General features: G+C 70.9%; 18 protein-coding genes. 8 read left to right on the top strand and 10 right to left on the bottom strand.

What is annotated here, in order from left to right; genetic code table 11:
• The 4 genes from cydD to hisC form a co-directional block, all read right to left on the bottom strand.
• On the bottom strand, positions 1 to 3567 hold the full coding sequence (gene cydD / locus ACWD0Y_RS06635) for a thiol reductant ABC exporter subunit CydD (protein ID WP_450259334.1): 3567 nt from the start codon (positions 3565 to 3567) through the stop codon (positions 1 to 3).
• 15 nt (positions 3568 to 3582) lie between these two features.
• On the bottom strand, positions 3583 to 4584 hold the full coding sequence (gene cydB, locus ACWD0Y_RS06630) for a cytochrome d ubiquinol oxidase subunit II (protein WP_450259333.1): 1002 nt from the start codon (positions 4582 to 4584) through the stop codon (positions 3583 to 3585).
• A gap of 20 nt (positions 4585 to 4604) precedes the next feature.
• Positions 4605 to 6110 carry a cytochrome ubiquinol oxidase subunit I gene (locus ACWD0Y_RS06625; RefSeq protein WP_450259332.1) on the bottom strand — a complete coding sequence of 502 codons (1506 nt, stop codon included), beginning with the start codon at positions 6108 to 6110 and terminating at the stop codon, positions 4605 to 4607.
• A gap of 228 nt (positions 6111 to 6338) precedes the next feature.
• Positions 6339 to 7433: a histidinol-phosphate transaminase gene (hisC, locus tag ACWD0Y_RS06620; RefSeq protein ID WP_450259331.1), complete on the bottom strand. Its 1095-nt coding sequence runs from the start codon at positions 7431 to 7433 to the stop codon at positions 6339 to 6341.
• Between the two features lie 349 nt (positions 7434 to 7782).
• On the opposite strand from hisC, the gene ACWD0Y_RS06615 reads away from it, so the two are divergent.
• The 3 genes from ACWD0Y_RS06615 to ACWD0Y_RS06605 all read left to right on the top strand — a co-directional run bounded on the left by ACWD0Y_RS06615 (position 7783) and on the right by ACWD0Y_RS06605 (position 11176).
• Complete coding sequence (locus ACWD0Y_RS06615) at positions 7783 to 8895, top strand: LacI family DNA-binding transcriptional regulator (protein WP_450259330.1); 1113 nt, start codon at positions 7783 to 7785, stop codon at positions 8893 to 8895.
• Between the two features lie 176 nt (positions 8896 to 9071).
• Entirely contained in the window at positions 9072 to 10163 is a 1092-nt protein-coding gene (locus ACWD0Y_RS06610) for a metallophosphoesterase (protein ID WP_450259329.1), read from the top strand.
• A 182-nt stretch (positions 10164 to 10345) separates the two neighbouring features.
• Positions 10346 to 11176, top strand: coding sequence for a hypothetical protein (locus ACWD0Y_RS06605; protein ID WP_450259328.1), 831 nt, complete (start codon positions 10346 to 10348; stop codon positions 11174 to 11176).
• 240 nt (positions 11177 to 11416) lie between these two features.
• On the opposite strand, the gene thiC is transcribed toward ACWD0Y_RS06605, so the two are convergent.
• The gene (gene thiC, locus ACWD0Y_RS06600) at positions 11417 to 13192 is read right to left on the bottom strand and encodes a phosphomethylpyrimidine synthase ThiC (RefSeq protein ID WP_450259327.1); all 1776 of its coding nucleotides are present in this window, start codon (positions 13190 to 13192) and stop codon (positions 11417 to 11419) included.
• A gap of 201 nt (positions 13193 to 13393) precedes the next feature.
• Between thiC and ACWD0Y_RS06595 the strand changes: the two genes are divergently transcribed.
• Complete coding sequence (locus ACWD0Y_RS06595; protein ID WP_450259326.1) at positions 13394 to 14713, top strand: YibE/F family protein; 1320 nt, start codon at positions 13394 to 13396, stop codon at positions 14711 to 14713.
• Positions 14714 to 14766: 53 nt separating this feature from the next.
• Here the strand turns inward: ACWD0Y_RS06595 and ACWD0Y_RS06590 are convergent, their stop codons facing one another.
• The 4 genes from ACWD0Y_RS06590 to ACWD0Y_RS06575 form a co-directional block, all read right to left on the bottom strand.
• Positions 14767 to 15204, bottom strand: a complete 438-nt coding sequence (locus tag ACWD0Y_RS06590; RefSeq protein WP_093800085.1) for an SsgA family sporulation/cell division regulator — start codon at positions 15202 to 15204, stop codon at positions 14767 to 14769.
• Positions 15205 to 15303: 99 nt separating this feature from the next.
• Complete coding sequence (locus tag ACWD0Y_RS06585) at positions 15304 to 16074, bottom strand: IclR family transcriptional regulator (protein ID WP_450259325.1); 771 nt, start codon at positions 16072 to 16074, stop codon at positions 15304 to 15306.
• A 307-nt stretch (positions 16075 to 16381) separates the two neighbouring features.
• Complete coding sequence (locus tag ACWD0Y_RS06580) at positions 16382 to 16594, bottom strand: DUF5326 family protein (protein ID WP_450259324.1); 213 nt, start codon at positions 16592 to 16594, stop codon at positions 16382 to 16384.
• 133 nt (positions 16595 to 16727) lie between these two features.
• The gene (locus ACWD0Y_RS06575) at positions 16728 to 17045 is read right to left on the bottom strand and encodes a cupin domain-containing protein (RefSeq protein WP_450259323.1); all 318 of its coding nucleotides are present in this window, start codon (positions 17043 to 17045) and stop codon (positions 16728 to 16730) included.
• A gap of 69 nt (positions 17046 to 17114) precedes the next feature.
• Between ACWD0Y_RS06575 and ACWD0Y_RS06570 the strand changes: the two genes are divergently transcribed.
• The 4 genes from ACWD0Y_RS06570 to ACWD0Y_RS06555 all read left to right on the top strand — a co-directional run bounded on the left by ACWD0Y_RS06570 (position 17115) and on the right by ACWD0Y_RS06555 (position 20314).
• A complete protein-coding gene (locus ACWD0Y_RS06570; protein WP_450259322.1) occupies positions 17115 to 17492 on the top strand; it encodes a phage holin family protein in 378 nt (125 codons plus the stop codon).
• A gap of 3 nt (positions 17493 to 17495) precedes the next feature.
• Positions 17496 to 18635, top strand: coding sequence for a cystathionine gamma-lyase (locus ACWD0Y_RS06565; protein WP_450259321.1), 1140 nt, complete (start codon positions 17496 to 17498; stop codon positions 18633 to 18635).
• 195 nt (positions 18636 to 18830) lie between these two features.
• Positions 18831 to 19727, top strand: coding sequence for a LysR family transcriptional regulator (locus tag ACWD0Y_RS06560; RefSeq protein ID WP_450259385.1), 897 nt, complete (start codon positions 18831 to 18833; stop codon positions 19725 to 19727).
• 71 nt (positions 19728 to 19798) lie between these two features.
• The gene (locus ACWD0Y_RS06555; RefSeq protein WP_093800080.1) at positions 19799 to 20314 is read left to right on the top strand and encodes an NUDIX domain-containing protein; all 516 of its coding nucleotides are present in this window, start codon (positions 19799 to 19801) and stop codon (positions 20312 to 20314) included.
• Positions 20315 to 20382: 68 nt separating this feature from the next.
• Here the strand turns inward: ACWD0Y_RS06555 and ACWD0Y_RS06550 are convergent, their stop codons facing one another.
• Entirely contained in the window at positions 20383 to 21813 is a 1431-nt protein-coding gene (locus ACWD0Y_RS06550) for a globin domain-containing protein (RefSeq protein ID WP_450259320.1), read from the bottom strand.
• Positions 21814 to 22166 lie beyond the last annotated feature (353 nt).

Below are 22166 nucleotides of genomic sequence, written 5' to 3'. Positions count from 1 at the left end.
TCAGACCGGTTCGGCCTCCCGTTCGCGCTCCAGCATCCGCCGCAGCGGCCCCTCGGCCTCCACCAGCGCCGCGTACGCGCCACGCTGGACGACGCGCCCGTCGTCCAGCACGATCACCTCGTCCACGGCCTCCAGCCCCCGGAGCCGGTGCGTGATGATCAGCGTCGTACGCCCCTCGGTGGCCCGGAGCAGGTCGGCCGTCAGCGCGTCCGCCGTCGCCAGGTCGAGGTGCTCGGCGGGCTCGTCGAGCACGAGTACGGGGAAGTCGGCGAGGAGGGCGCGGGCCAGCGCGAGACGCTGGCGCTGGCCGCCGGAGAGGCGGGCGCCGTGTTCGCCGGCCATCGTGTCGAGGCCGTCGGGCAGGCCGTCCACCCAGGCCAGCAGCCGAGCGGCGGCGAGGGCGTCCCTCAGCTGCTCCTCGGTCGCGTCGGTCCGGGCCAGCCTGAGGTTCTCGCGCACCGAGCTGTCGAAGATGTGCGCGTCCTGCGCGCACAGGCCGACGAGCCTTCGCACGTCGTCGCCGTCCAGCCCGGCGGCGTCCGCCCCGCCGAGCGTGTACGTCCCCGCCCGCGCGTCCAGGAAGCGCAGCAGGACCTGCGTGAGCGTCGTCTTCCCCGCGCCGGAAGGACCGACCACGGCGACGCGCCTGCCCGCTTCCAGCGTGAGGTCGAGGCCGGACAGCGCGTCCCGCTCCTGCCCGGCGTACCGGGCGCTCAGCCCGCGTACCTCCAGCGGGAACGGCGACGCGGGCCGGGCGGCGGGGGTCCGCGGCTCGTGCACCGGCACCGGCGCGTCCAGCACCTCGTACACGCGCTCCGCGCTGTGCTTGACGCGCCGGCGGTACTGCACGGCGAGCGGAAGCCCGGTGACGGCCTCGAAGGCGGCCAGCGGGGTCAGGACGACCACTGCCAGCGTCACCCCCGACAGCCGCCCGTCCTGCACCGCCTGCACCCCGGCGAGCGCGGCGAACACGACGGTCAGCCCGCAGGCCAGCGAGGAGAGCCCGCCGCCGAGGGCGGTGGCGGTCGCACTCCGCGAGGCGATCCGCGTCAGCACCCCGTCCGCTTCCCGGACTCCCTGGACGCGCCGCTTCAGCGCGCCCGCGACGGTCAGTTCGGCCGCTGCGCCGAGCAGGTCGGCGACGCGCGTCGCCAGCGCCCCGCGCGCGGGCGCCAGCTGCCGTTCGGCCCGCCGGGCACACACCCCGCTCAACCACGGCACGCCCACCCCGGCGACGAGCAGCCCGGCGGCCAGCACCGCCCCGGCCTCGGGCAGCAGCCACGCGGTGAACCCGACGGACCCGGCGCTCACGACGACCGCCGTCCCGACGGGCAGCAGCCACCGCAGCCAGTAGTCCTGGAGCGCGTCCACATCCGCGACCAGCCGGGACAGCAGATCACCGCGCCGGGTCTCGCGCAGACCGGCGGGCGCGATCCGCTCCAGCCGCCGGTACACGGCGACGCGCATCTCGGCGAGCATCCGCAGCACGGCGTCGTGCGACACGAGCCGCTCGGCGTAACGGAAGACGGCCCGCCCGATGCCGAAGGCCCGGGTCGCGGTGACCGCCATCATCAGGTAGAGCACCGGGGGCTGCTCGGAAGCGCGCGAGATCAGCCACCCGGACACGGCCATGAGCCCGACGGCCGATCCGAGCGCGAGGCTCCCGAGCCCCAGGGCGAGCCCCAGCCGCCCCCGCAGCTCCCCGGCGGCTTTCCGGACCCGCCCCAGCACCCCACGCCCGCCGGAGCCGGCCGCACCCTCTGCCATCACGGGGCCGCCGCCCACCCCCACCGGCTCCACCGACGCCACGGAGGCCACGGTCGTCACCGGGGCACCGGCGGTCCCTCCTCCGGCGGGCGGGAGGGCCGGAGCCCCTTCCGCTCCGAGGGGAAGCGCGTCCCGCACACCCGCCCCCGCCCCGCACGGACGGGTCAGTTCCACCACCCGGTCCGCCACAGCCAGCAGCGCCGGCCGGTGCACGACCAGCACCACGGTCCGCCCCGCCGCCAGCCTCCGTACCGCGTCGACGATCCCCGCTTCCGTCTCGCCGTCCAGATTCGCCGTCGGCTCGTCGAGCAGCAGCAGCGGCCGGTCCGCGAGGAACGCCCGGGCGAGGGCGAGCCGTTGCCGCTGCCCGGCCGAGAGCCCGGCGCCGTCCTCCCCGAGCCGCGTCTCGGCGCCGTGGGGGAGCCCGGCCACGAAGTCGTACGCCCCCGCGTCCCGCAACGCCGTCGCCACCGCCGCGTCGTCCGCGTCCGGCCGCGCCAGCCGTACGTTCTCGGCGACCGTTCCCGCGAAGAGGTGCGGCCGCTGCGGCACCCACGCGATCCGCTCGCGCCACCGCTCCATCGACACGTCCGCCAGGTCCACCGCCTGAGGCCCGTCCCCGACCAGCACGCGTCCCTCGTCCACCGGGGCGAACCCCAGCAGCACGTTCAGCAGCGTGCTCTTGCCGACCCCGCTCGGCCCGACGACGGCGACCGTCTCGCCCTCCCCCACGACCAGCGACGCCGAGTCCAGCGACGCCTCGGTCCGCCCCGCGTGCCGGACCGTCACCCCTTCGACCCGCAGCGGCCCCGCGGGAGCGTCCGCGTCACCCGCCGGCCCTCGCGGCTGCGTCTCCAGAACCTCGAAGATCTCCTCCGCGGCGGACAGCCCCTCCGCCGCCGCGTGGTACTGCGCCCCCACCTGCCGCAGCGGCAGGTACGCCTCGGGCGCCAGCACCAGGATCACCAGACCCGTGTACAGATCGAGGTCCCCGTGCACGAGCCGCATGCCGATGCCGACCGCGACCAGCGCCACCGACAGCGTCGCCAGCAGCTCCAGCGCGAACGACGACAGGAACGCGATGCGCAGCGTCCGCATCGTGGCCTGCCGGTACTCGTCCGTGATCGAGCGGATCGACTCGGCCTGCGCCTTCGCCCGCCCGAAGACCTTGAGCGTCGGCAGCCCGGCGACGACGTCCAGGAAGTGCCCGGACAGCCGCGAGAGCAACCGCCACTGACGGTCCATCCGCGCCTGGGTGGCCCACCCGATGAGGATCATGAAGAGCGGAATGAGCGGCAGGGTCACCACGATCACCGCCGCCGAGATCCAGTCCTCGGTGACGATCCGCGCGAGCACCGCCACGGGTACGACGACCGCGAGCCCGAGCTGCGGCAGGTACCGCGAGAAGTAGTCGTCCAGCGCGTCGACGCCCCGCGTCGCCAGCGCCACCAGCGCCCCCGCCCTCTGCCCCGTCAGCCACCCGGGCCCCAGCTCGGCGGCCCGCTCCAGCAGCCGCCCCCGCAGCTCGGACTTGACCGCCGCGCTCGCCCGGTACGCGGCGCGTTCCGTCAGCCAGGCCACCAGGGCCCGTCCCACCGCGACCGCCGCCAGAAGCATCAGCGGGGTACGCAGCTCCGAGCCGTCGAGCCCCCGCTGGAACGCGCCCACCACCACCTCGGCGATGAGCATCGCCTGGGCGATGACCAGGCCCGCCCCGGCAAGGCCGAGGACCACCACGGCCCCCAGGAAGAAGCGGGTGGCACGGGCGTACCGGAGCAGACGCGGGTCGATCGGTTTCACGTGAAACATCTCCCACTAGTGCGCATCGGCGAGGTGCTGCGTGCCGATCCGCTTACGGAACACCCAGTACGTCCAGCCCTGGTAGAGCAGCACCACCGGCATGGCGATCCCGGCGCACCAGGTCATGATCTTCAAGGTGTACGGGGTGGACGAGGCGTTGGTGACCGTGAGGCTCCACGCGTCGTTCAGCGAGGACGGCATGACGTTCGGGAACAGCGTCAGGAAGAGCATCGCAACCGCGGCCACGACGGTCAGCCCCGACAGCCCGAACGCCCAGCCCTCGCGTCCCGCCGCCGTGAACCCGACCGCCGCCACCAGGGCCAGCACCGCCACGGCCATCGCGACGAGGCTCGCCGCGTCGCCGTTGTCCGCCTGCGTCCAGCCCAGGAAGGCAAGCGCCAGCACCCCGGTGACGGCCCCGAGCCCGAGCGCGAGCCTGCGCGCCCGCTCCCGGATGTCACCCAGCGTCTTGAGCCCCGCGAAGACCGCGCCGTGGAAGGTGAAGAGGCTCAGCGTGACGAGCCCGCCCAGCAGCGCGTACGGGTTGAGCAGGTCCCCGAGGGTGCCGACGTACTCCATCTCGGCGTCGATCTTCACGCCGTGCACGATGTTGCCGAAGGCCACACCCCACAGGAACGCGGGCAGCAGCGAGGTCCAGAAGATCGCGTGCTCCCAGTTGGTCTGCCAGCGCTCCTCGCTGCGCTTGACCCGGTACTCGAACGCGACTCCGCGCACGATCAGGCAGAGCAGGATCAGCAGCAGCGGCAGGTAGAACCCGGAGAAGAGCGTGGCGTACCACTCGGGAAAGGCGGCGAAGGTCGCGCCGCCCGCGCTCAGCAGCCACACCTCGTTGCCGTCCCAGACGGGGCCGATCGTGTTGATCAGCACCCGCTTCTCGGGCCGGTCGCGGGCCAGCAGCTTGGTGAGGATGCCGATCCCGAAGTCGAAGCCCTCCAGGAAGAAGTAGCCGATCCACAGGACGGCGATCAGGACGAACCAGACGTCGTGCAGTTCCATGACGGTGCAGCTCCCTCGGCCTAGTACGAGAAGGCCATCGGCTTGTCGGCGTCACGCACGTCGCCGCCGATCTTCGTGGGCGGGTTCAGGTCGGCCGTGCTGAGCTCGGGCGGTCCGGCCTTGACGTACTTGACGAGCAGCCTGACCTCGATGACGGCCAGGACGGCGTACAGCAGGGTGAAGGCGGCCATCGAGGTGATGATCTCGGCCTGGGACACGCCGGGAGAGACCGCGTCGCGGGTCTGCATCACGCCGTAGACGACCCAGGGCTGCCGTCCCATCTCGGTGAAGATCCAGCCCCACGAGTTGGCGATCAGCGGGAACGCCATCGTCCACAGGGCCAGGAGCCAGTACAGCCGGGTGAGCTTCGGCCCGAGCGGCTTCCTCAGCAGCACCAGATGCGGCACCTCGTCCTCCCCGGTCCGCAGGGCGGCCGGCAGCAGGAACTTCTTCCGTGTGAGCCACAGCCCCAGCAGTCCCAGGGAGAAGGACGCCATGCCGAAGCCGATCATCCAGCGGAAGCCCCAGTAGGCGACGGGGACGATGGGCTTGTAGTCGCCGGGGCCGAACTTCTCCTGCAGGGCCTCATTGGTGTCGTTGATGCCGGGCACGTAGGACTCGAAGTCGCTGTGGGCGAGGAAGGACAGCAGGCCGGGTATCTCCAGGGCGACCTCGTTGTGCCCCTTGTCGACGTCCCCGTACGCGAAGACGGAGAAGGGCGCCGGGCTCTCGCCGTCCCACAGCGCCTCGGCGGCGGCCATCTTCATCGGCTGCTGCTCGTACATGACCTTGCCGAGGGTGTCGCCGCTGACCGCGGTGAGCAGACCGCCGACCGCCAGGGTGACCAGGCCGAGCCGCAGCGACGTCCGCATCACCGGGACGTGCTTCTTGCGCATCAGGTGGAAGGCGGCGATGCCCACCATGAAGGCGCCACCCGTCAGGAAGGCCGCCGAGAAGCTGTGGAAGACCTGGTTGAGGGTGGTGTTCTGGGTCAGGACCAGCCAGAAGTCGGTGAGTTCGGCACGGCCCCTCTCCTCGTTGAACCGGTAGCCGACGGGGTGCTGCATCCAGGAGTTGGCCGCCAGGATGAAGTACGCCGACAGCAGGGTGCCGATCGAGACCATCCACATGCAGGCCGCGTGGAGCTTCTTGGGCAGCTTGTCCCAGCCGAAGATCCACAGTCCGATGAAGGTGGACTCGAAGAAGAAGGCGATCAGCGCCTCGAAGGCCAGCGGCGCCCCGAAGACGTCACCGACGAAGCGCGAGTAGTCGGACCAGTTCATGCCGAACTGGAACTCCTGGACGATGCCGGTGACGACACCCATCGCGATGTTGATCAGGAAGAGCTTGCCCCAGAACTTCGTGGCCCTGAGGTACTTCTCCTTCTGCGTACGCACCCAGGCCGTCTCCAGCCCCGCGGTGAGCGCGGCCAGCGAGATCGTCAGGGGGACAAAAAGGAAGTGGTAGACGGTGGTGATGCCGAACTGCCATCGCGCGAGAGTCTCCGGCGCCAGAGCTAGGTCCACGTCGCCTTCTCCTTCGTATCGCCTCGGAGCTTGTGGAGCTTGTGAACGCGTTCACATTCACAAGCACCAGTATGGCGCACACGTGTTTCCCGGCATCCAGCCGGGGGGTACAACTGTGCCCTCGAACACCTCCGAAAAGGCGCACGAGGGCACAGGAAAGCAAGGCAGAAGCGGCGAAACGTCCACCACAACCAAGGCTGGGCACCCAGGCAGGGCAAATCGTGTGATTTACAGCTCCTTGAGGAACGCCTCCGCGGTGTGCAGCAGGATGTCGTTGGCCTCCGCCTCACCGATCGTGATCCGCAGCCCCTCGCCCGCGAAGGGCCTGACGACGACGCCGGCCTTCTCGCAGGCCGCCGCGAAGTCGGCCGTACGCTCCCCCAGCCGCAGCCAGACGAAGTTCGCCTGCGTGTCCGGCACGGTCCAGCCCTGCTTGACCAGCGTCTCGTACACCCGCTTGCGCTCGCAGACCAGCGAACCGACCCGCCCGAGCAGCTCGTCCTCGGCCCGCAGCGAGGCGACCGCCGCGTCCTGTGCCAGCTGGCTCACGCCGAAGGGCACCGCCGTCTTGCGCAGCGCGGCCGCCACCGGCTCGTGCGCGACGGCGAAGCCGACCCGCAGCCCGGCCAGGCCGTACGCCTTGGAGAAGGTGCGCAGCACCGCCACATTGGGGCGGCTGCGGTAGAGCTCGATGCCGTCGGGCACGTCGTCCTCTTCGCCCGGGACGGACCGGACGAACTCCCGGTACGCCTCGTCCAGCACCACCAGCACGTCCGAGGGCACCCGGTCCAGGAACCGCTCCAGCTCGGCCCTGCGCACCGCCGTGCCGGTCGGGTTGTTCGGGTTGCAGACGAAGATCAGCCGGGTCCGTTCGGTGATCGCGTCGGCCATGGCGTCCAGGTCGTGCACGTCACCGTCGGTCAGCGGCACCTCCACCGCCGTGGCACCGCTGATCCGCGTGATGATCGGGTACGCCTCGAAGGACCGCCAGGCGTAGATCACTTCGTCACCGGGGCCCGAGGTCGCCTGGAGCAGCGACTGCGCGATCCCGACGGACCCGGTGCCGGTCGCCAGGTGCGACACGGGCACCCCGAACCGGTCGGCGAGCTCGTTCATCAGGCCGGTGCAGGCCATGTCCGGGTAGCGGTTGAGGCTCCCGGCCGCGGCGACCACCTCTTCCAGCACACCGGGCAGCGGCGGGTACGGGTTCTCGTTGGAGGACAGCTTGTACGCCACCGGTCCCCCGGCAGCGGCAGGCTTCCCCGGCTTGTAAGTGGGGATGCCGTCCAGCACCGCGCGCAGCTTGGGGCTCGTCTCACTCACTCTGGGTCCTCCTCGACCGTACGTACCACCAATACTGCACACCTTATGAGGATTGCGGCCCCGTGCGAATGGCAGGCGCACAGGACAGGGGGAGCGCTCCCCGCCCCGGCGCGCGCCCGTGGCTCACTCCGTGGCGCGCGTCCCCCGTGAAGGTGAGTTGGGACCTCTTCGAGGCGTGGGCCACTTGGCAGGGCCGCACCGGTCGACAAGTGCCAATGGCTCGCCTTTCCTGTCAATTACCTTGTAATCCAAGGTGATTAACGCGTTAAGCCCTTGCAGAAACGTGCCTGTCAACGACTGCATATGCACCCGCCCTCACCACCCGCCCGAGCCCTACTATCGGCTCGCCATGACAGCAGCAGGGAAGCATCAGGTGAGCCGGACGGAAACCCACCGGCGGAGCACCCGGCCAGGACGAGCGGGCATTCGGGATGTCGCCGCCGCAGCCGGTGTCTCCATCACGACGGTCTCGGACGCGCTCAACGGCAAGGGCCGGCTCCCGGACGCCACCCGCAGCCACGTCCGCGAGGTCGCCGAGAGACTCGGCTACCGCCCCTCCGCGGCGGCCCGGACCCTCCGTACCGGCAAGTCGGGCCTCATCGGCCTGACCGTGACCACCTACGGGGATGAACCTTTCGCCTTCACCGAGTTCGCCTACTTCGCCGAGATGGCCAGAGCCGCGACATCCGCCGCGCTCGCCCGCGGATACGCCCTCGTCATCCTCCCCGCCACCTCCCGGCACGACGTCTGGTCGAACGTCGCCCTCGACGGCACCGTCGTCATCGACCCGTCCGACCAGGACGCGGTCGTCACCGAACTCGTACGCCAGGGCCTTCCCGTCGTCTCCGACGGCCGGCCCGCCGGCACCCTGCCCGTGACCGCCTGGGTCGACAACGACCACGAAGCAGCCGTCCTCGGCCTGCTCGACCACCTCGCCGACGCCGGAGCCCGCCGCATCGGGCTGCTCACCGGCAACACCACCGACACCTACACCCGTCTGTCCACCGACGCGTACCTGCGCTGGTGCGAGCGCGTCGGCCAGGACCCGGTGTACGAGTCCTACCCGGCCCACGACCCGTGCGCGGGCGCCGTCGCCGCCGACCGGCTGCTCGCCCGCCCGGACCGGCCCGACGCCGTCTACGGGCTCTTCGACCCCAACGGCACCGACCTGCTCGCCGCCGCCCGCCGCTACGGACTGCGCGTACCCGAGGACCTGCTGCTCGTCTGCTGCAGCGAGTCCACCGTGTACGCCGCCACCGAACCGCCCGTCACCACGCTCTCGCTGAAGCCGCGCAGGATCGGCACGGCCGTCGTCCAGCTCCTCATCGACGCCATCGAGGGCATCAACACCGACGGTCCCGTCGAGCAGGTCATACCGACCGAACTCATCGTCCGGACGTCCTCACAGCGCCGGGCGCACCGCACCAAGGTGAGCCCACCGCGCTCACCCGCCGGGGACTGACCTCCCCAATTCGGACGAAACCACCGGCGAACCGCGTACGCGTCCGGATTCACCACCCCTGGTGCGTCACAGAGCACGAGCCGCATTCCTATGATGGGCGCACGACACTGCGGACCCACCACGACCAGGTGAGGCCGGAAGGTGTACGGCGGCGCGCGACGGTGGTGGAGGGGTCGATGACACAGGGGGCCGGTCAGGGACCCGCAGTGCGGACGGCTACATTGCGGGACTTCCGCGTACCGCCGTACGCACAGGCCCCCATTCCCGCGCACACGCCGCACCCGCACGCCTTCGGGAGCGCCTACGCCCCCGACGAGGAGCCGGAGGGGTACACCCCCACGCAGCGCGACCTGCCGGTGATCAGCCGCGGCGGCCCGGGCGACACGGTCCAGGTGGCCGGACAGACCGGGCCCGAGCCGCGGCCCGCCGCCGGCGAAGGACTCGGGCCGCTCTTCGTCGTGGGCGATGTGCACGGCTACCTCGCCGAACTGCTCGCCGCCCTCGCGGAACAGGGGCTCATCGACGCAGAAGGCCGCTGGGCCGCCGGCAACGCCCGGCTCTGGTTCCTCGGCGACTTCACCGACCGCGGGCCCGACGGCATCGGCGTCATCGACCTCGTGATGCGGCTGTCCGCCGAGGCCGCGGCCGCCGGCGGCTACTGCAAGGCCCTCATGGGCAACCACGAGCTGCTGCTCATCGGTGCCAAGCGGTTCGGCGACACCCCCGTCAACTCCGGTGCGGGCACGGCGACCTTCCAGGCCGCCTGGCTGCTCAACGGCGGCCAGAAGTCCGACATGGACCGCCTCCAGGACGTACACCTCCAGTGGATGTCCCGCCTCGACGCGGTCGCACTGGAGGACGCGCACCTGCTGACGCACTCCGACACGACGGCCTACCTCGACTACGGCCACACCATCGAGGACGTGAACGACACCGTCCACGACATCCTCACGCGCAACGACGCCGACGAGTGCTGGGACGTCTTCCGCAAGCTCACCAAGCGCTTCGCCTTCCGTGACGAGGGCGGCGCCCAGGCGGTGCGCGAGCTGCTCGGCGCGTACGGCGGCGAACGCATCGTCCACGGTCACAGCCCCATTCCCTACCTGCTGGGAGAGGTGGGCAACGAGAGCGCGGACAACGGCGACGAGAACGCGGGGCCGATCGTGGAAGGACCTCACGTGTACGCCGACGGGCTCGCCATCGCCATGGACGGCGGCGTGACCATGGCCGGAAAGCTGCTGGTGGTCCAGCTCCCCCTGCGCGACTGAACCCCGCCGGGGAGGACGCGGCCATATACACGCCGCACTTACCACTGCGCCAATTTCCGGAAACCCCCTGTCACCCCGTGCTCTGAGCGCTCTACCATCGGCTTATCCGTAGCAGGCTCTCCTCCGTTTCCGCCCAACCGCCCGCCCGGAGCGGGCTGTCCGGCCCTACGGAGCATCGGGGGATGCACATGAACAGCAGCGCTCCGCACCTGCTGGCCGAGGACCGCCCGGCATTCGAAGGCGTTCTCGACGAGGCACTGCGCACCGCTCGTCACCGTCCGGATCCGGCCGCTGCCGGGCAGCGGCTCACCACCGCACAGCTGCGCACCATGGCGTTGGACGCCAGCGCGCTCATCGCCGCCGCCGCGGCCGCCGAGTACGACCACTACGTGAAGGTCCGCGAGGAGGTACGCACACCTCCGGCGGCGGCCGGCCGCGCCGGCCCCGTCCTCACCATGGGGGAGAGCGCCGAGACGACGGGCGCGGGCGTCGTCGCCGTCGTCGCCGTCCTGACGCCGCTGCTCGCGGGGACCGCCGCGGCGATCTTCCTGATCGTCGGCTACCTGCTCACGCTGCTCACGCCCGAACCCGTTTTCGCCCAGACGCTGCTGACGGTGGGCTGGCTCTTCGGAGCGCTCACGGCGGTGGGCATCCTGGTCGCCGCGGCCGGACTGCTGCTGACAGCTCTGCGCAACGGCTCGTCGGCGTTCTCCGAAGACCGGGGAAGCGGGCTCCCGGAAGAGGTCGCCCGGGCCAGGGAAGCCTGGCGGCACGCCCTGCTGGAACGGGGCGTCGTACCGTTCCTGCGCGAAGCCCTGGCCTGTGCGGCGCCGGACCCGCCCGGCCCGGGGCCGCACCGGTCCACCGGCCGCATCCCCGACCTGGGGTACTCACGGCCCGACTACAGCAGTCCGGGCCCGGACGGCGGCACCACGCCGGGGCCGCGCCCGAGCTTCTCCAGCCCTGACTTCTCCGGTCCCGACTTCGGCAGCCCGGACCACACACCCGAGTGACCCCTTCAGCCGGCGCACCGCCTGCGCCTCCGCGCGTTCCACCGACGCACGGCCGTGGACGTGGACCGGCGCCAGGTGGAACAGCGCCGGGGCCGGCGGCGCCCACCACTCCATGGGCCACATCGATTCCGCCCGTGCCGGGGGGCGCAGGCAGAAACGATCAAGTGGCGGAACGCTCCTGCCTGTTCTGTTACCGGCCGGCCGGCGGGCCCCGCCCCCCGACAGGGGCCCGCCGGGCGCTCAGTCGGCGATCGGCAGGTACACCCGGTTGCCGGCGGCGGCGAACTCCTTGGACTTCTCCGCCATGCCCGCCTCGATCTCGTCCTGCGTGCCGCCGTGCTCACGCCGGATGTCCTGGCTGATCTTCATCGAGCAGAACTTCGGCCCGCACATGGAGCAGAAGTGCGCGGTCTTCGCCGGCTCGGCGGGCAGCGTCTCGTCGTGGAACTCCCGCGCCGTGTCCGGGTCCAGGGCCAGGTTGAACTGGTCCTCCCAGCGGAACTCGAAGCGGGCGTCCGACAGCGCGTCGTCCCACTCCTGCGCCCCCGGGTGCCCCTTGGCGAGATCCGCGGCATGGGCCGCGATCTTGTACGTGATGACACCGGTCTTCACGTCGTCCCGGTTGGGCAGACCCAGGTGCTCCTTGGGCGTGACGTAGCAGAGCATCGCCGTGCCCCACCACGCGATCATCGCCGCCCCGATGCCGGACGTGATGTGGTCGTACGCCGGGGCCACGTCCGTCGTGAGCGGGCCGAGCGTGTAGAAGGGGGCCTCCTCGCAGATCTCCTGCTGGAGGTCGATGTTCTCCTTGATCTTGTGCATCGGGACGTGGCCCGGGCCCTCGATCATCGTCTGCACGTTGTGCCGCTTGGCGATCGTGTTGAGTTCCCCGAGCGTCTTCAGCTCGGCGAACTGCGCCTCGTCGTTGGCGTCCGCGATCGAACCGGGCCGCAGGCCGTCGCCGAGCGAGTACGTCACGTCGTACGCCGCGAGGATGTCGCAGAGCTCCTCGAAGTTCTCGTACAGGAAGCTCTCCTTGTGGTGCGCCAGGCACCACGCGGCCATGATCGAACCACCGCGCGAGACGATGCCGGTCTTGCGGCGGGCGGTCAGCGGGACGTACGGCAGGCGCACGCCGGCGTGGACCGTCATGTAGTCGACGCCCTGCTCGGCCTGCTCGATGACCGTGTCCTTGTAGATCTCCCAGGTCAGCTCCTCCGCCCGGCCGTCGACCTTCTCGAGGGCCTGGTAGAGCGGGACGGTGCCGATCGGCACGGGGGAGTTGCGCAGCACCCACTCGCGGGTGGTGTGGATGTTGCGGCCGGTCGACAGGTCCATGACCGTGTCGGCGCCCCACTTGGTCGCCCAGGTCATCTTGTCCACCTCCTCCTCGATGGAGGAGGTGACCGCCGAGTTGCCGATGTTGGCGTTGACCTTCACCAGGAACCGCTTGCCGATGATCATCGGCTCGATCTCCGGGTGGTTCACGTTCGCCGGCAGGACCGCGCGGCCCGCCGCGATCTCCTCCCGTACGACCTCGGGCGCCACGTTCTCCCGGATCGCCACGAACTCCATCTCGGGCGTGATGTCCCCGCGGCGCGCGTACGCGAGCTGCGTGACCGCCTGGCCGTCGCGTCCCCGGCGGGGCTGGCGCGGACGGCCCGGGAAGACCGCGTCGAGGTTGCGCAGGCCCCCGCGCGGCGAAGTGTGCTTGATCCCGTCGTCCTCGGGGCGGACCGGGCGGCCCGCGTACTCCTCGGTGTCGCCGCGGCCGATGATCCAGTTCTCGCGCAGCGGCGCGAGTCCGCGGCGTACGTCCGTCTCGACGGTGGGGTCGGTGTACGGGCCGGACGTGTCGTACAGCGTCACGTCCTTCCCGTTGGTGAGGTGCACCTGACGGACCGGCACGCGGAGGTCCGTGCGCGAGCCCTCGGGGCCCGTGACGTATCCCTTGTGCCAGCCCGGCTTGCGGCCGTCCTGGCTGGTGGCAGGCGTGTGTGCATCCGCTGTGGTCATGAGACCTACTCCCTACGCCGGCATTACCCGGTAACAGGTTCGGCGGTCGGCGCAGCGGCTTCCGTACGTATGTCCGTACGGAGGTCAGCACCCTCTCAGCCCGGTGCTCCGAGCTCCCGCGTGTGCAAAGGTGCCCCCACGCTAGCGTCATTTCTGGCGCGCTGGCCAGAGGGCCCCCTCCGTTCTTGCGATGATCGGTCGGTGACGTCCCCCCAGCCAACGCCCGAAATCCATGGCCACACCCACAGCCACGGGCCCGCCGCGCCCGTCTCCCAGCACCTGCGCAAGGTCATCGCGGCCGTGCTGATCCCCTTCGCCACGGCCGTCTTCGTCGGCCTCGTCGTGCTCTGGCCGGGCGGCGCGCCCGAGCACGAGCGCACGGGTGTCGGTTTCGACCGGCAGACCGTGTCGGGCAAGGTGACGGATGTGCAGCAGGTCGACTGCAAGGACGTGAACGCCGCCGAGGTGCCTCCCACCGGCGACACGTCCACGCCGTCCGGCCGCGAGGCCCAGCAGGCCCAGCAGGGCACCTGCGAGCGGGCCACGATCGAGGTCACGTCCGGCAAGGACAAAGGCCGCACGTTCACCGAGATCGTCCAGCCCGACGCGCCGAGACAGCTGAACGAGGGTCAGGGCGTGGTGGTGGCGTACGCGCCCGACGCGCCCCGCGACCTCCAGTACTCGGTGACCGATGTGGACCGCGGAATTCCGATGGCTCTGCTGGCCGGGATCTTCGCGCTCGCGGTGATCGTCGTCGGCCGGATGAAGGGCCTGATGGCGCTGATCGCGCTCGCCGTGTCCTTCGCGGTGCTGACGCTGTTCATCCTCCCCGCGATCCTCCAGGGGTCGAATCCGCTGATCGTCGCGGTCGTCGGGGCGAGCGCCATCATGCTCATCGCGCTCTACGCCTGCCACGGCCTGACGGCCCGTACGTCCGTCGCCGTCGTCGGCACGCTCATCTCACTGCTGCTGATCGGACTGCTGGGCTCGCTCTTCATCGGATGGGCGTTCCTGAGCGGCAACACGGACGACAACACCGGGCTGATCCACGGCCTCTACCCGGACATCGACATGAGCGGCCTGCTGCTCGCGGGCGTCATCATCGGCTCGCTCGGTGTGCTCGACGACGTGACGGTCACCCAGACGTCGGCGGTCTGGGAACTCCACCAGGCGGACCCGTCGATGGGCCCGCGCGCCCTGTACCGGGCCGGCATCCGCATCGGCCGCGACCACATCGCGTCCGTCGTCAACACGCTCGTACTGGCGTACGCGGGCGCCGCACTGCCCCTGCTGCTGCTCTTCTCGATCGCACAGAGCAGTGTCGGCACGGTCGCCAACAGCGAGCTGGTCGCGGAGGAGATCGTACGGACACTGATCGGCTCGATCGGCCTGGTCGCGTCGGTTCCGGTGACCACCGTGCTCGCGGCGCTGGTCGTCTCGGCCGACCGGCCGGGGTCCGGCGGGGCCGCTGCGGCTCTCCCCGCACGCGGCGGCGGCAGGGGCCGGCGCCGCAAGCGCTGAAGCAGCCCTGCGGCCCTTGCGGCCCTTGCGGCCGGAACCTGCGGCCGGCGCCTTCAGCCGGCGCTCTGCTCCTCGGCGAGGATCCGGTCGAGCGCGTCCTCCAGGTCCCCGTCGAAATCCCCGCGGGTGCACTCCTGTCCCAGCGGCACGAGCCGGTCCGTACGGTCGAGGAACGCCACCAGCGGGGCCGCGCTCGCCCGGAACAGCGCGCGGTCCCCGGCGACCTGGAGCCGGATGTGCACGTCCATGAGCCCGTCGGGACCGGTCGGCTCGATGTGCACATCGCCTTCGCCGCACGGCATGTTGAGACCGTCGAGAAGCAGCTCCCGGCCGAACGCCCAGGTGACGGGGGCGTCGCCGGGCAGGTGGAACGTCATCCGCACCGCGTACGGATCCCTGGTCACGTACCGGAGCTCCACCGGGATCCGGAAGGAGAGCTCCTCCGAGACAAGGAAGCTCATCATGACGTCTGCCTGAACCGACTCGCGCATGCTCAACCCCGCACTAGTGAGACTGGCCAGGAATCGTTCCCCCTGGCCCTCTTGACGCCATGGTGATCGAAGCAGTAGCAGATCACAAGGAGTGATATTTCAGATACTGATAGAGAATGCGAACGAGCCGAGCAACACTTCCGCCGCGCTGCGTAGTTGTGTGATCGCGGGGAGCAACCGGTGCTCCTGGTCGACGGGGAGGGAAATGGCCATCGTGGCGGCGGTGGAACCGACGGTGATCGGAATGGCCGCGCAGACGGATCCGACCGCGTACTCCTGGCGTTCCACGACCGGACGCATCCGTTCCGTCGCTGCCAGGCGGTCGAGCAGGGTCTCCTGGTCACGCACCGAATACGGTGTGAGCGGCTCGACCGGATGACGGGCCAGGTGGTCCCTGCGGGAGCTCTCGTCGAGCTGGCTCAGCAGGCACTGGCCCAGCGCGTGGGCGTGACAGGTCGCACGGAAGTCGGCCCACTCCTCCACGGCGGGTGACGACGGGTCCTCCGCGACCGCGACGAGTTCGATCTCGCCTTCGCGGTAGAGGGCGAAGTAGACGGCGACGCCGATCGCGTCCCGCCAGTGCTCCAGCGAGTCCGTGATCATGCCGCGACGATTCTGCCGCGCGCCCGAGCACGTCAGCCGCCCGACCGCCTCGCCGAGGACGAACACTCCCTGCTGACGGCGCAGATAGCCCTCGTGCGCCAGCGTGCGCAGCAGGTGGTAGGCGGTCGGGAGGGGAAGGCCGGCCTCCCTGGCGAGCTGCTTGGCCGGGGCCCCGTCGGTATGGGCGCCCACCGCCTCCAGCAGACGAAGGGCGCGCTGCACCGAACCGATCAGGGTCGGGGCAGCGGCGGTGTGTGCCGTGGCCACAGGACTCACCCCCAGGCGTGGTGACGGGCTGTGCGCCCGCCTGCGGGGGCCGCCCCCGCGAGCTCGCCGCCGGCCTGGGCCGATGGAGTGGGGATCGCCCTTGGCCGGCGCGGTTGCCGGGCCACGGGTCCCAGGGGCGGCGGAGAATCGTTACCCTAACCGCCCGCCCCGGGCGCGCGGGATGTTTGCCATCCGGGTCCCCCGAGTGGGCTAACGGCCCTGTGGAGGGCGCCCGAACGGCGTACGCACGGCGTCCGGGCGGCATACGTACGGCACGTTCGGGAGGCGTACGTACGGCGCGTTCGGTCTACCAGTCGCCGCCCGACGAGGACGACGCCATGAACTTCCGCACGACGTAGATCAGGCCGCCGACCAGGGCGACGAAGACCAGCACCTTGAAGAGAAGACCGATCAGCAGACCGAGCGCGCTCAGGATCGCGCCGCCGAACACCACCAGAGCGATGACGGGCACCGCGACCCACTTCACCCACCACGGCATCCCCGCGAATATCTCCCGCACGGCCATCGTCCTGCCTCTTCTCCCTCGAAGCTTTCTTCCTGACCTCGATGCTAGGGGCGGAAGGACGGCCCACGGAGGCTCCGGAGCCCTTGAAGACCCCTGACCGGCCCCCTAGGGAACCCCGACTTCCGGATCAGCTCTCGGGCGGGGAGAAGACGACCATCACCCGCAGGTCCTCGCTGACGTGGTGGAACTTGTGCGGTACCCCGGCCGGCACGTACACCACACTGCCCCGCCCCACCTGCGTCGTCTCCATGCCGACGGTGATCGACGCGCGCCCGCTGACGACGAAGTAGACCTCGTCCTCACGGTGCGGCTGCTGCGGGTCGCTCTCGCCCGCGTCCAGGGCGTACAGCCCGACCGACATGTTCCTTTCCCTCAGGAACTGCAGATACGCACCCTCGTTGGCGGCGCGCTCCGCCTCCAGTTCGTCCAGCCGGAATGCCTTCATCGTCCGTCCGCCCCTCGGCCCTTCGTACGCCGGTGCCCGGCGCCGATCATGTCTGCCACGATCAGACACATGATGAATTTCGTAGTCAAGACGATCGCCAACGCGGCGGCCCTGGCGGTAGCCGTCTGGCTCTTCCAGGACATCACGCTGACCGGCGACAGCACCGGCGACAAGGTGCTGACGCTGATCGTCGTCGCGCTCCTCTTCGGCCTGGTGAACTTCCTCGTCAAGCCCGTCGTGGAGCTGCTGACACTGCCGCTCTTCATCCTCACGCTCGGCCTGATCACGCTGGTGGTCAACGCGCTGATGCTGCTGCTGACCTCCTGGCTGGCCGACACGTTCGACCTCGCCTTCCGCGTCGAGGGGTTCTGGACGGCTCTGCTCGGCGCCCTCGTCATCAGCGTCGTCTCGTGGGCGATGAACGTCATCCTGCCCGACAAGGACTGAACCATGAGCACCATGAACAGCCCCACCGGCGACGGCACCCGTGCGGTACGGGCCGGACTGCCCGCCCCCGTCGCGTACGAACCGACCCTCCCGGGGCCGGTCTTCGCCGCGCACTACCACCTGCCCGGCGAGCCGACCGGACCGTACACCTACGGACGCGACGAGAACCCCACCTGGACGCACCTGGAACGGGCCATCGGCGAGCTGGAGGCACCGGAGGAGACGGGCGTCGAGACGGTCGTCTTCGCCTCCGGCATGGCCGCCGTCTCCGCGGTGCTCCTCTCGCAGACGCGGGCCGGCGACACGGTGGTCCTGCCCTCCGACGGCTACCAGGCACTCGCGCTCGTACGCGAACAGCTGGAGGCGTACGACGTGCGGGTGCGCACCGCGCCGACCGGCGGTGACGCGCAGCTCGGCGTACTCGACGGGGCCCGGCTGCTGTGGATCGAGACGCCGTCCAACCCCGGGCTCGACGTGTGCGACGTCCGCAGACTCGCGGACGCGGCGCACGCCGCAGGGGCCCTGGTCGCCGTCGACAACACCCTCGCCACCCCGCTCGGCCAGCGCCCCCTGGAGCTCGGCGCGGACTTCTCCGTGGCCAGCGGCACCAAGGGCCTCACCGGCCACGGCGATGTCCTGCTCGGCTACGTGACCTGCCGCGACGCGGAACTCGCGGCGCGGGTACGGCGCTGGCGCAAGGTCGTCGGGGCGATCCCCGGGCCGATGGAGGCCTGGCTGGCGCACCGTTCCCTGGCCACCCTCCAGCTGCGCGCCGACAAGCAGGGCGCGAACGCGCTGGCCCTCGCCGAGGCGCTGCGCGAGCACCCCGCCGTGAGCGGGCTGCGCCATCCCGGGCTGCCCGGCGACCCGTCGTACACCGTCGCCTCGCGCCAGATGCGCCGCTTCGGCTCCGTCGTGTCCTTCACGCTGCCCGACCGCGGGTACGCGGAGCGCTTCCTGGACGGGCTGCGGCTGGCCGAGGACGCGACCAGCTTCGGCGGGGTACGGTCCACCGCCGAGCGGCGCGCACGGTGGGGCGGCGACGCCGTGCCGGAGGGCTTCGTCCGGTTCTCCGTCGGGGCCGAGGACCCCGAGGACCTGGTGGCGGACGTACTGCGCGCACTCGACGCGGCCGCCCCCTGACGCGTCCCCTGCGTACGGCGGACGGTCCGAGTCTCCCCCCTCATGACTCGGACCGTCCCGGTTCCATACGTGAAGAACCGCGCAATAAAGGCTAGTTGACTCTGCGTCAGTGTCCAATCACTGTAGCGACAGAGACCTATCGACATATTTATAGTTGTGACCGTCGGCGACTTCGCCGGGACGGGAGGGCACGCCGTGGACCTGGCTCTGCTCCGCACGTTCGTCACGGTGCACCGGGCCGGCTCCTTCACCCGCGCCGCCGCCCTCCTCGGGCTGTCGCAGCCCGCGGTGACCAGCCAGATACGCACCCTGGAACGCCAGTTGGGACGTCCGCTGTTCCTGCGCCAGGCCCGCGGCGTCACGCCCACGACCGTCGGCGACGAGCTGGCGCACCGGGCGGCGCCGCACCTGGACGCGCTCGTCGAGATCACCGAGGCCGGACTCGACGAACAGTCCGGCGTACGGACCCTGCACCTCGCGGGGCCGCCGGAGTTCACGTCCGTACGCGTCCTGCCCACGCTCTCCCCGCTCATCGCCCAGGGCCTCACGCTGCGCATCTCCTTCGGCAACGCCCAGGAGACCCTGGAGGGCCTCGCCGCCGGCCACCACGACCTGGCCATCTCGACGGACCGGCCGCGCGGCACCCTGCTCACCGGAAGCCCGCTCTGCGACGAGGAGCACGTCCTGGTGGCCGCTCCGCGCTGGGCCGGAAGGATCGGCCCGGGGCTGCTGCGCCGCAAGGGGCCGCAGGTGCTGGAGCACCTGCCGGTGGTGGAGGTCCACGAGTCGCTGCCGCTGGTCACCCGCTACTGGACCACCGTCTTCGACACCCGGCCGGCCGCGGCGGGCACCGTCATCGCGCCGGACCTGCGGGCGGTGCTGCACGCCACGGCCGCGGGCGCCGGGCTCGCCGTACTGCCGAGGTATCTGTGCGAGGAGGCCCTGGAGCGGGGAGAAGTGGTGGCGCTCCTCGACCCGCCTGTGCCGCCGCTGCGGACCTACTTCCTGGCCGTACGCACCGGCACGCTCACCCTTGCGCACATCGCGCGGGCGCACGAGTGGCTGCTGCGCGCCGCCACCGACTGGTGCTGAGCCGGCCCGTACCCGGCGGACAACAGCGGTGCGGGAGTTTCAGAACAGGCGGAGCGGGCCACTGTACTGCCATGACCGGCACCTCTTTTCCCGAGGGAACCACCCCCGCGCCGCCGAGGCCCGTGGTCAAGCGCACCGCACGCGCCATCCTGCTCGACGGTGACGACCTGATCCTCATCAAGCGCACCAAGCCAGGCGTCGACCCGTACTGGCTCACGCCGGGCGGCGGCGTCGAACCGGAGGACGCCACTGTCGTCGACGCCCTGCACCGCGAGGTCGACGAGGAGCTCGGCGCGAAGATCTCCGACGTGGTGCCCTGCTTCGTCGACACCGTCGAGCACATCGCGGACGGCGGGGTGACGGGTGTGAAAGTGCAGCACTTCTTCGTCTGCCGGCTGGAGTCCATGGACCCCGCGCGCAGACACGGGCCCGAAGTCGACGAACCGCGCGGAGAGTACGAGATCGTGCGGGTGCCCTTCAGCCGGGTCGGGATCGCGGCGGTGCACCTCGTACCGCTGTCGCTGCGGCACTACCTGGACGGCAACATCGAGGGCGTACGGGCGATGCACGCCCACGACCTGGGGTGACGGGCCCGGGGCTTGAGGACCCCGGGGCTTGAGGACCCGGGGGCTTGAGAGCCCGGTCCGGGTCCGGGCTAGTCGCCCGCCGCCACCAGCTCTTCGAGGGAGTCGTGGCGGATGCGGTCGCCGGGGATCCCGAGGTTCCTGAGGGCGTCGATGCCGCTGCGGATCATGCCGGGCGGGCCGGAGAGGTAGGCGTCGTAGGAGTTCCACGGGCCGTGCTCGATCACCGCGTCCGGGAACTGCGTCCTGCCGTCGACCACCGGGCGCACGGACAGCCACGGGTGCGACTGCTGGAGACGCAGCATGGTGTCGATGTCGTACAGGTCGTCGTCGCTGCGCGCACCGTAGAAGACGTCGACGGGGCGGCGCGCACCGTGCTCGGCCACGTCCTCGACGAGCGCCTTGATGGGCGCGATGCCGGTGCCTCCGCCGAGGCAGAGCAGACCGTTGTCGGTGGTGTGGTCGACGGTCATCGAACCGGCCGGGGGGCCGAGGCGCACGGTGTCACCGGGGCGGGCGCGGTGGACCAGGGCGTTGGAGACCCAGCCGGCCGGGACCGCCTTGACGTGGAAGGACAGCAGGCCGTCGGGGCGGGGGGCCGCGGCGAAGGAGTAGTTCCGCCAGATCCGCGGCCACCAGGGGGTCTCCAGGCTCGTGTACTGGCCGGCCAGGAACGGGTAGGGCTGGTCGGGACGCAGGGTGATGACCGCTATGTCGGGGGTGCGCAGATCGTGCGAGACGACTTCGGCCTGCCACCAGGCGGGCGCGCGGAGCTCGTTCTCGGCGGCCGCGTCGATCATGATCTGGGAGATCGCCGTGTACGTACGGATCCACGCGGCCTCGGACTCGTCGTCCCAGGTGGTCGTCGCGTAACGGGCCAGCGCGCCGAGGAGGGCCTCGCCGACCGCCGGGTAATGGGTGGCCTGGGTGCCGTACTTGCGGTGACCGCGTCCCAGGTTGCTGAGGTACTCGGTGAGCACGGGCTTGTTGTCGATGTGCTCGGCGGCGGTGAGCAGCGCCTTGAGGAGGCGGTCGCGCTGGGTGTCCATGGCGGCGGGGAAGAGCACGCGCAGATCGGGGTGGCGGGTGAAGAGGAGTGCGTAGAAGTACGACGTGACCTTGCCGGCGTCGGGGCCGATGTCGGCGAGGGTGCGGCGGATGAGGGCGGCGTCGGGAGAAACGGGGGCGGCGGGCGCCGCGGGCACGGTGGGCGCGGTGGGCGCTTCGGGGGCCGCCGCCGCGGAGGCTACCGGCGCCGCGGCCGGGGCGTCGGAGGCCGGGGCGGAGACGTGGGCGGGCTGGGGGCGCGATGCGCCGGTGCCCACCGGGCGTATCGCGGACACCGGACGGCTGGGGCCCGGTATCCGGTCCTGGCCGGTCTCGGATCCCTGGCCGGGCGGCTGCCGAAGCCCCGCGTCCGGCTTCTTGCGCGGCTTGAACCAGCCGCCGCCGTCGTCACTGGAGGTGCCGCTGTCGGCCGACGTGGTGGTCGGAGCGTCCATAGATGTGCCTCGCCTCGAACATCTCTCGGTCGGTCTTTGCACTTCCGGGACCGGAACGTGCTCGCAATTCCCCGCTCTGCTACTGGCCTGTGCTTCAGTTCTGCCGATGTCGACAGCCCACATTAATCACGCCGCTGCCACCATTCGGGGTGAGTCGGGCAAAAATGTGACATTGACCGCAGTTCCCGTTGTTGCAGCATGGCAGGCACCGCTCTCGCATCGGACAAGGACCAGGAAGTCCGGGCATCCGAGCCCGTTCTCCGGTTAGGCTGCTTTGCCCCCATGCCTTATGACACCAGGGCACAGGGAGCAAACCGGAGTCGACCCTACCGGCGGTAGCCCGGCACACAAGC

The sequence above is a fragment of the Streptomyces altiplanensis genome, from assembly GCF_053591575.1.
Note: the sequence above shows the minus strand (reverse complement) of the source record. Positions and strands in the feature narration are given on the sequence as shown.

Coding starts and splice junctions, on each gene's coding strand:
- cydB (WP_450259333.1), bottom strand. CDS start 4,584: ATGGAACTGCACGACGTCTGGTTCGTCCTGATCGCCGTCCTGTGGATC.
- ACWD0Y_RS06575 (WP_450259323.1), bottom strand. CDS start 17,045: ATGAAGGCATTCCGGCTGGACGAACTGGAGGCGGAGCGCGCCGCCAAC.
- ACWD0Y_RS06555 (WP_093800080.1), top strand. CDS start 19,799: ATGACCGGCACCTCTTTTCCCGAGGGAACCACCCCCGCGCCGCCGAGG.
- ACWD0Y_RS06550 (WP_450259320.1), bottom strand. CDS start 21,813: ATGGACGCTCCGACCACCACGTCGGCCGACAGCGGCACCTCCAGTGAC.
- ACWD0Y_RS06615 (WP_450259330.1), top strand. CDS start 7,783: ATGACAGCAGCAGGGAAGCATCAGGTGAGCCGGACGGAAACCCACCGG.
- ACWD0Y_RS06610 (WP_450259329.1), top strand. CDS start 9,072: ATGACACAGGGGGCCGGTCAGGGACCCGCAGTGCGGACGGCTACATTG.
- ACWD0Y_RS06565 (WP_450259321.1), top strand. CDS start 17,496: ATGAGCACCATGAACAGCCCCACCGGCGACGGCACCCGTGCGGTACGG.
- thiC (WP_450259327.1), bottom strand. CDS start 13,192: ATGACCACAGCGGATGCACACACGCCTGCCACCAGCCAGGACGGCCGC.
- ACWD0Y_RS06605 (WP_450259328.1), top strand. CDS start 10,346: ATGCACATGAACAGCAGCGCTCCGCACCTGCTGGCCGAGGACCGCCCG.
- ACWD0Y_RS06570 (WP_450259322.1), top strand. CDS start 17,115: ATGATGAATTTCGTAGTCAAGACGATCGCCAACGCGGCGGCCCTGGCG.
- ACWD0Y_RS06590 (WP_093800085.1), bottom strand. CDS start 15,204: ATGCGCGAGTCGGTTCAGGCAGACGTCATGATGAGCTTCCTTGTCTCG.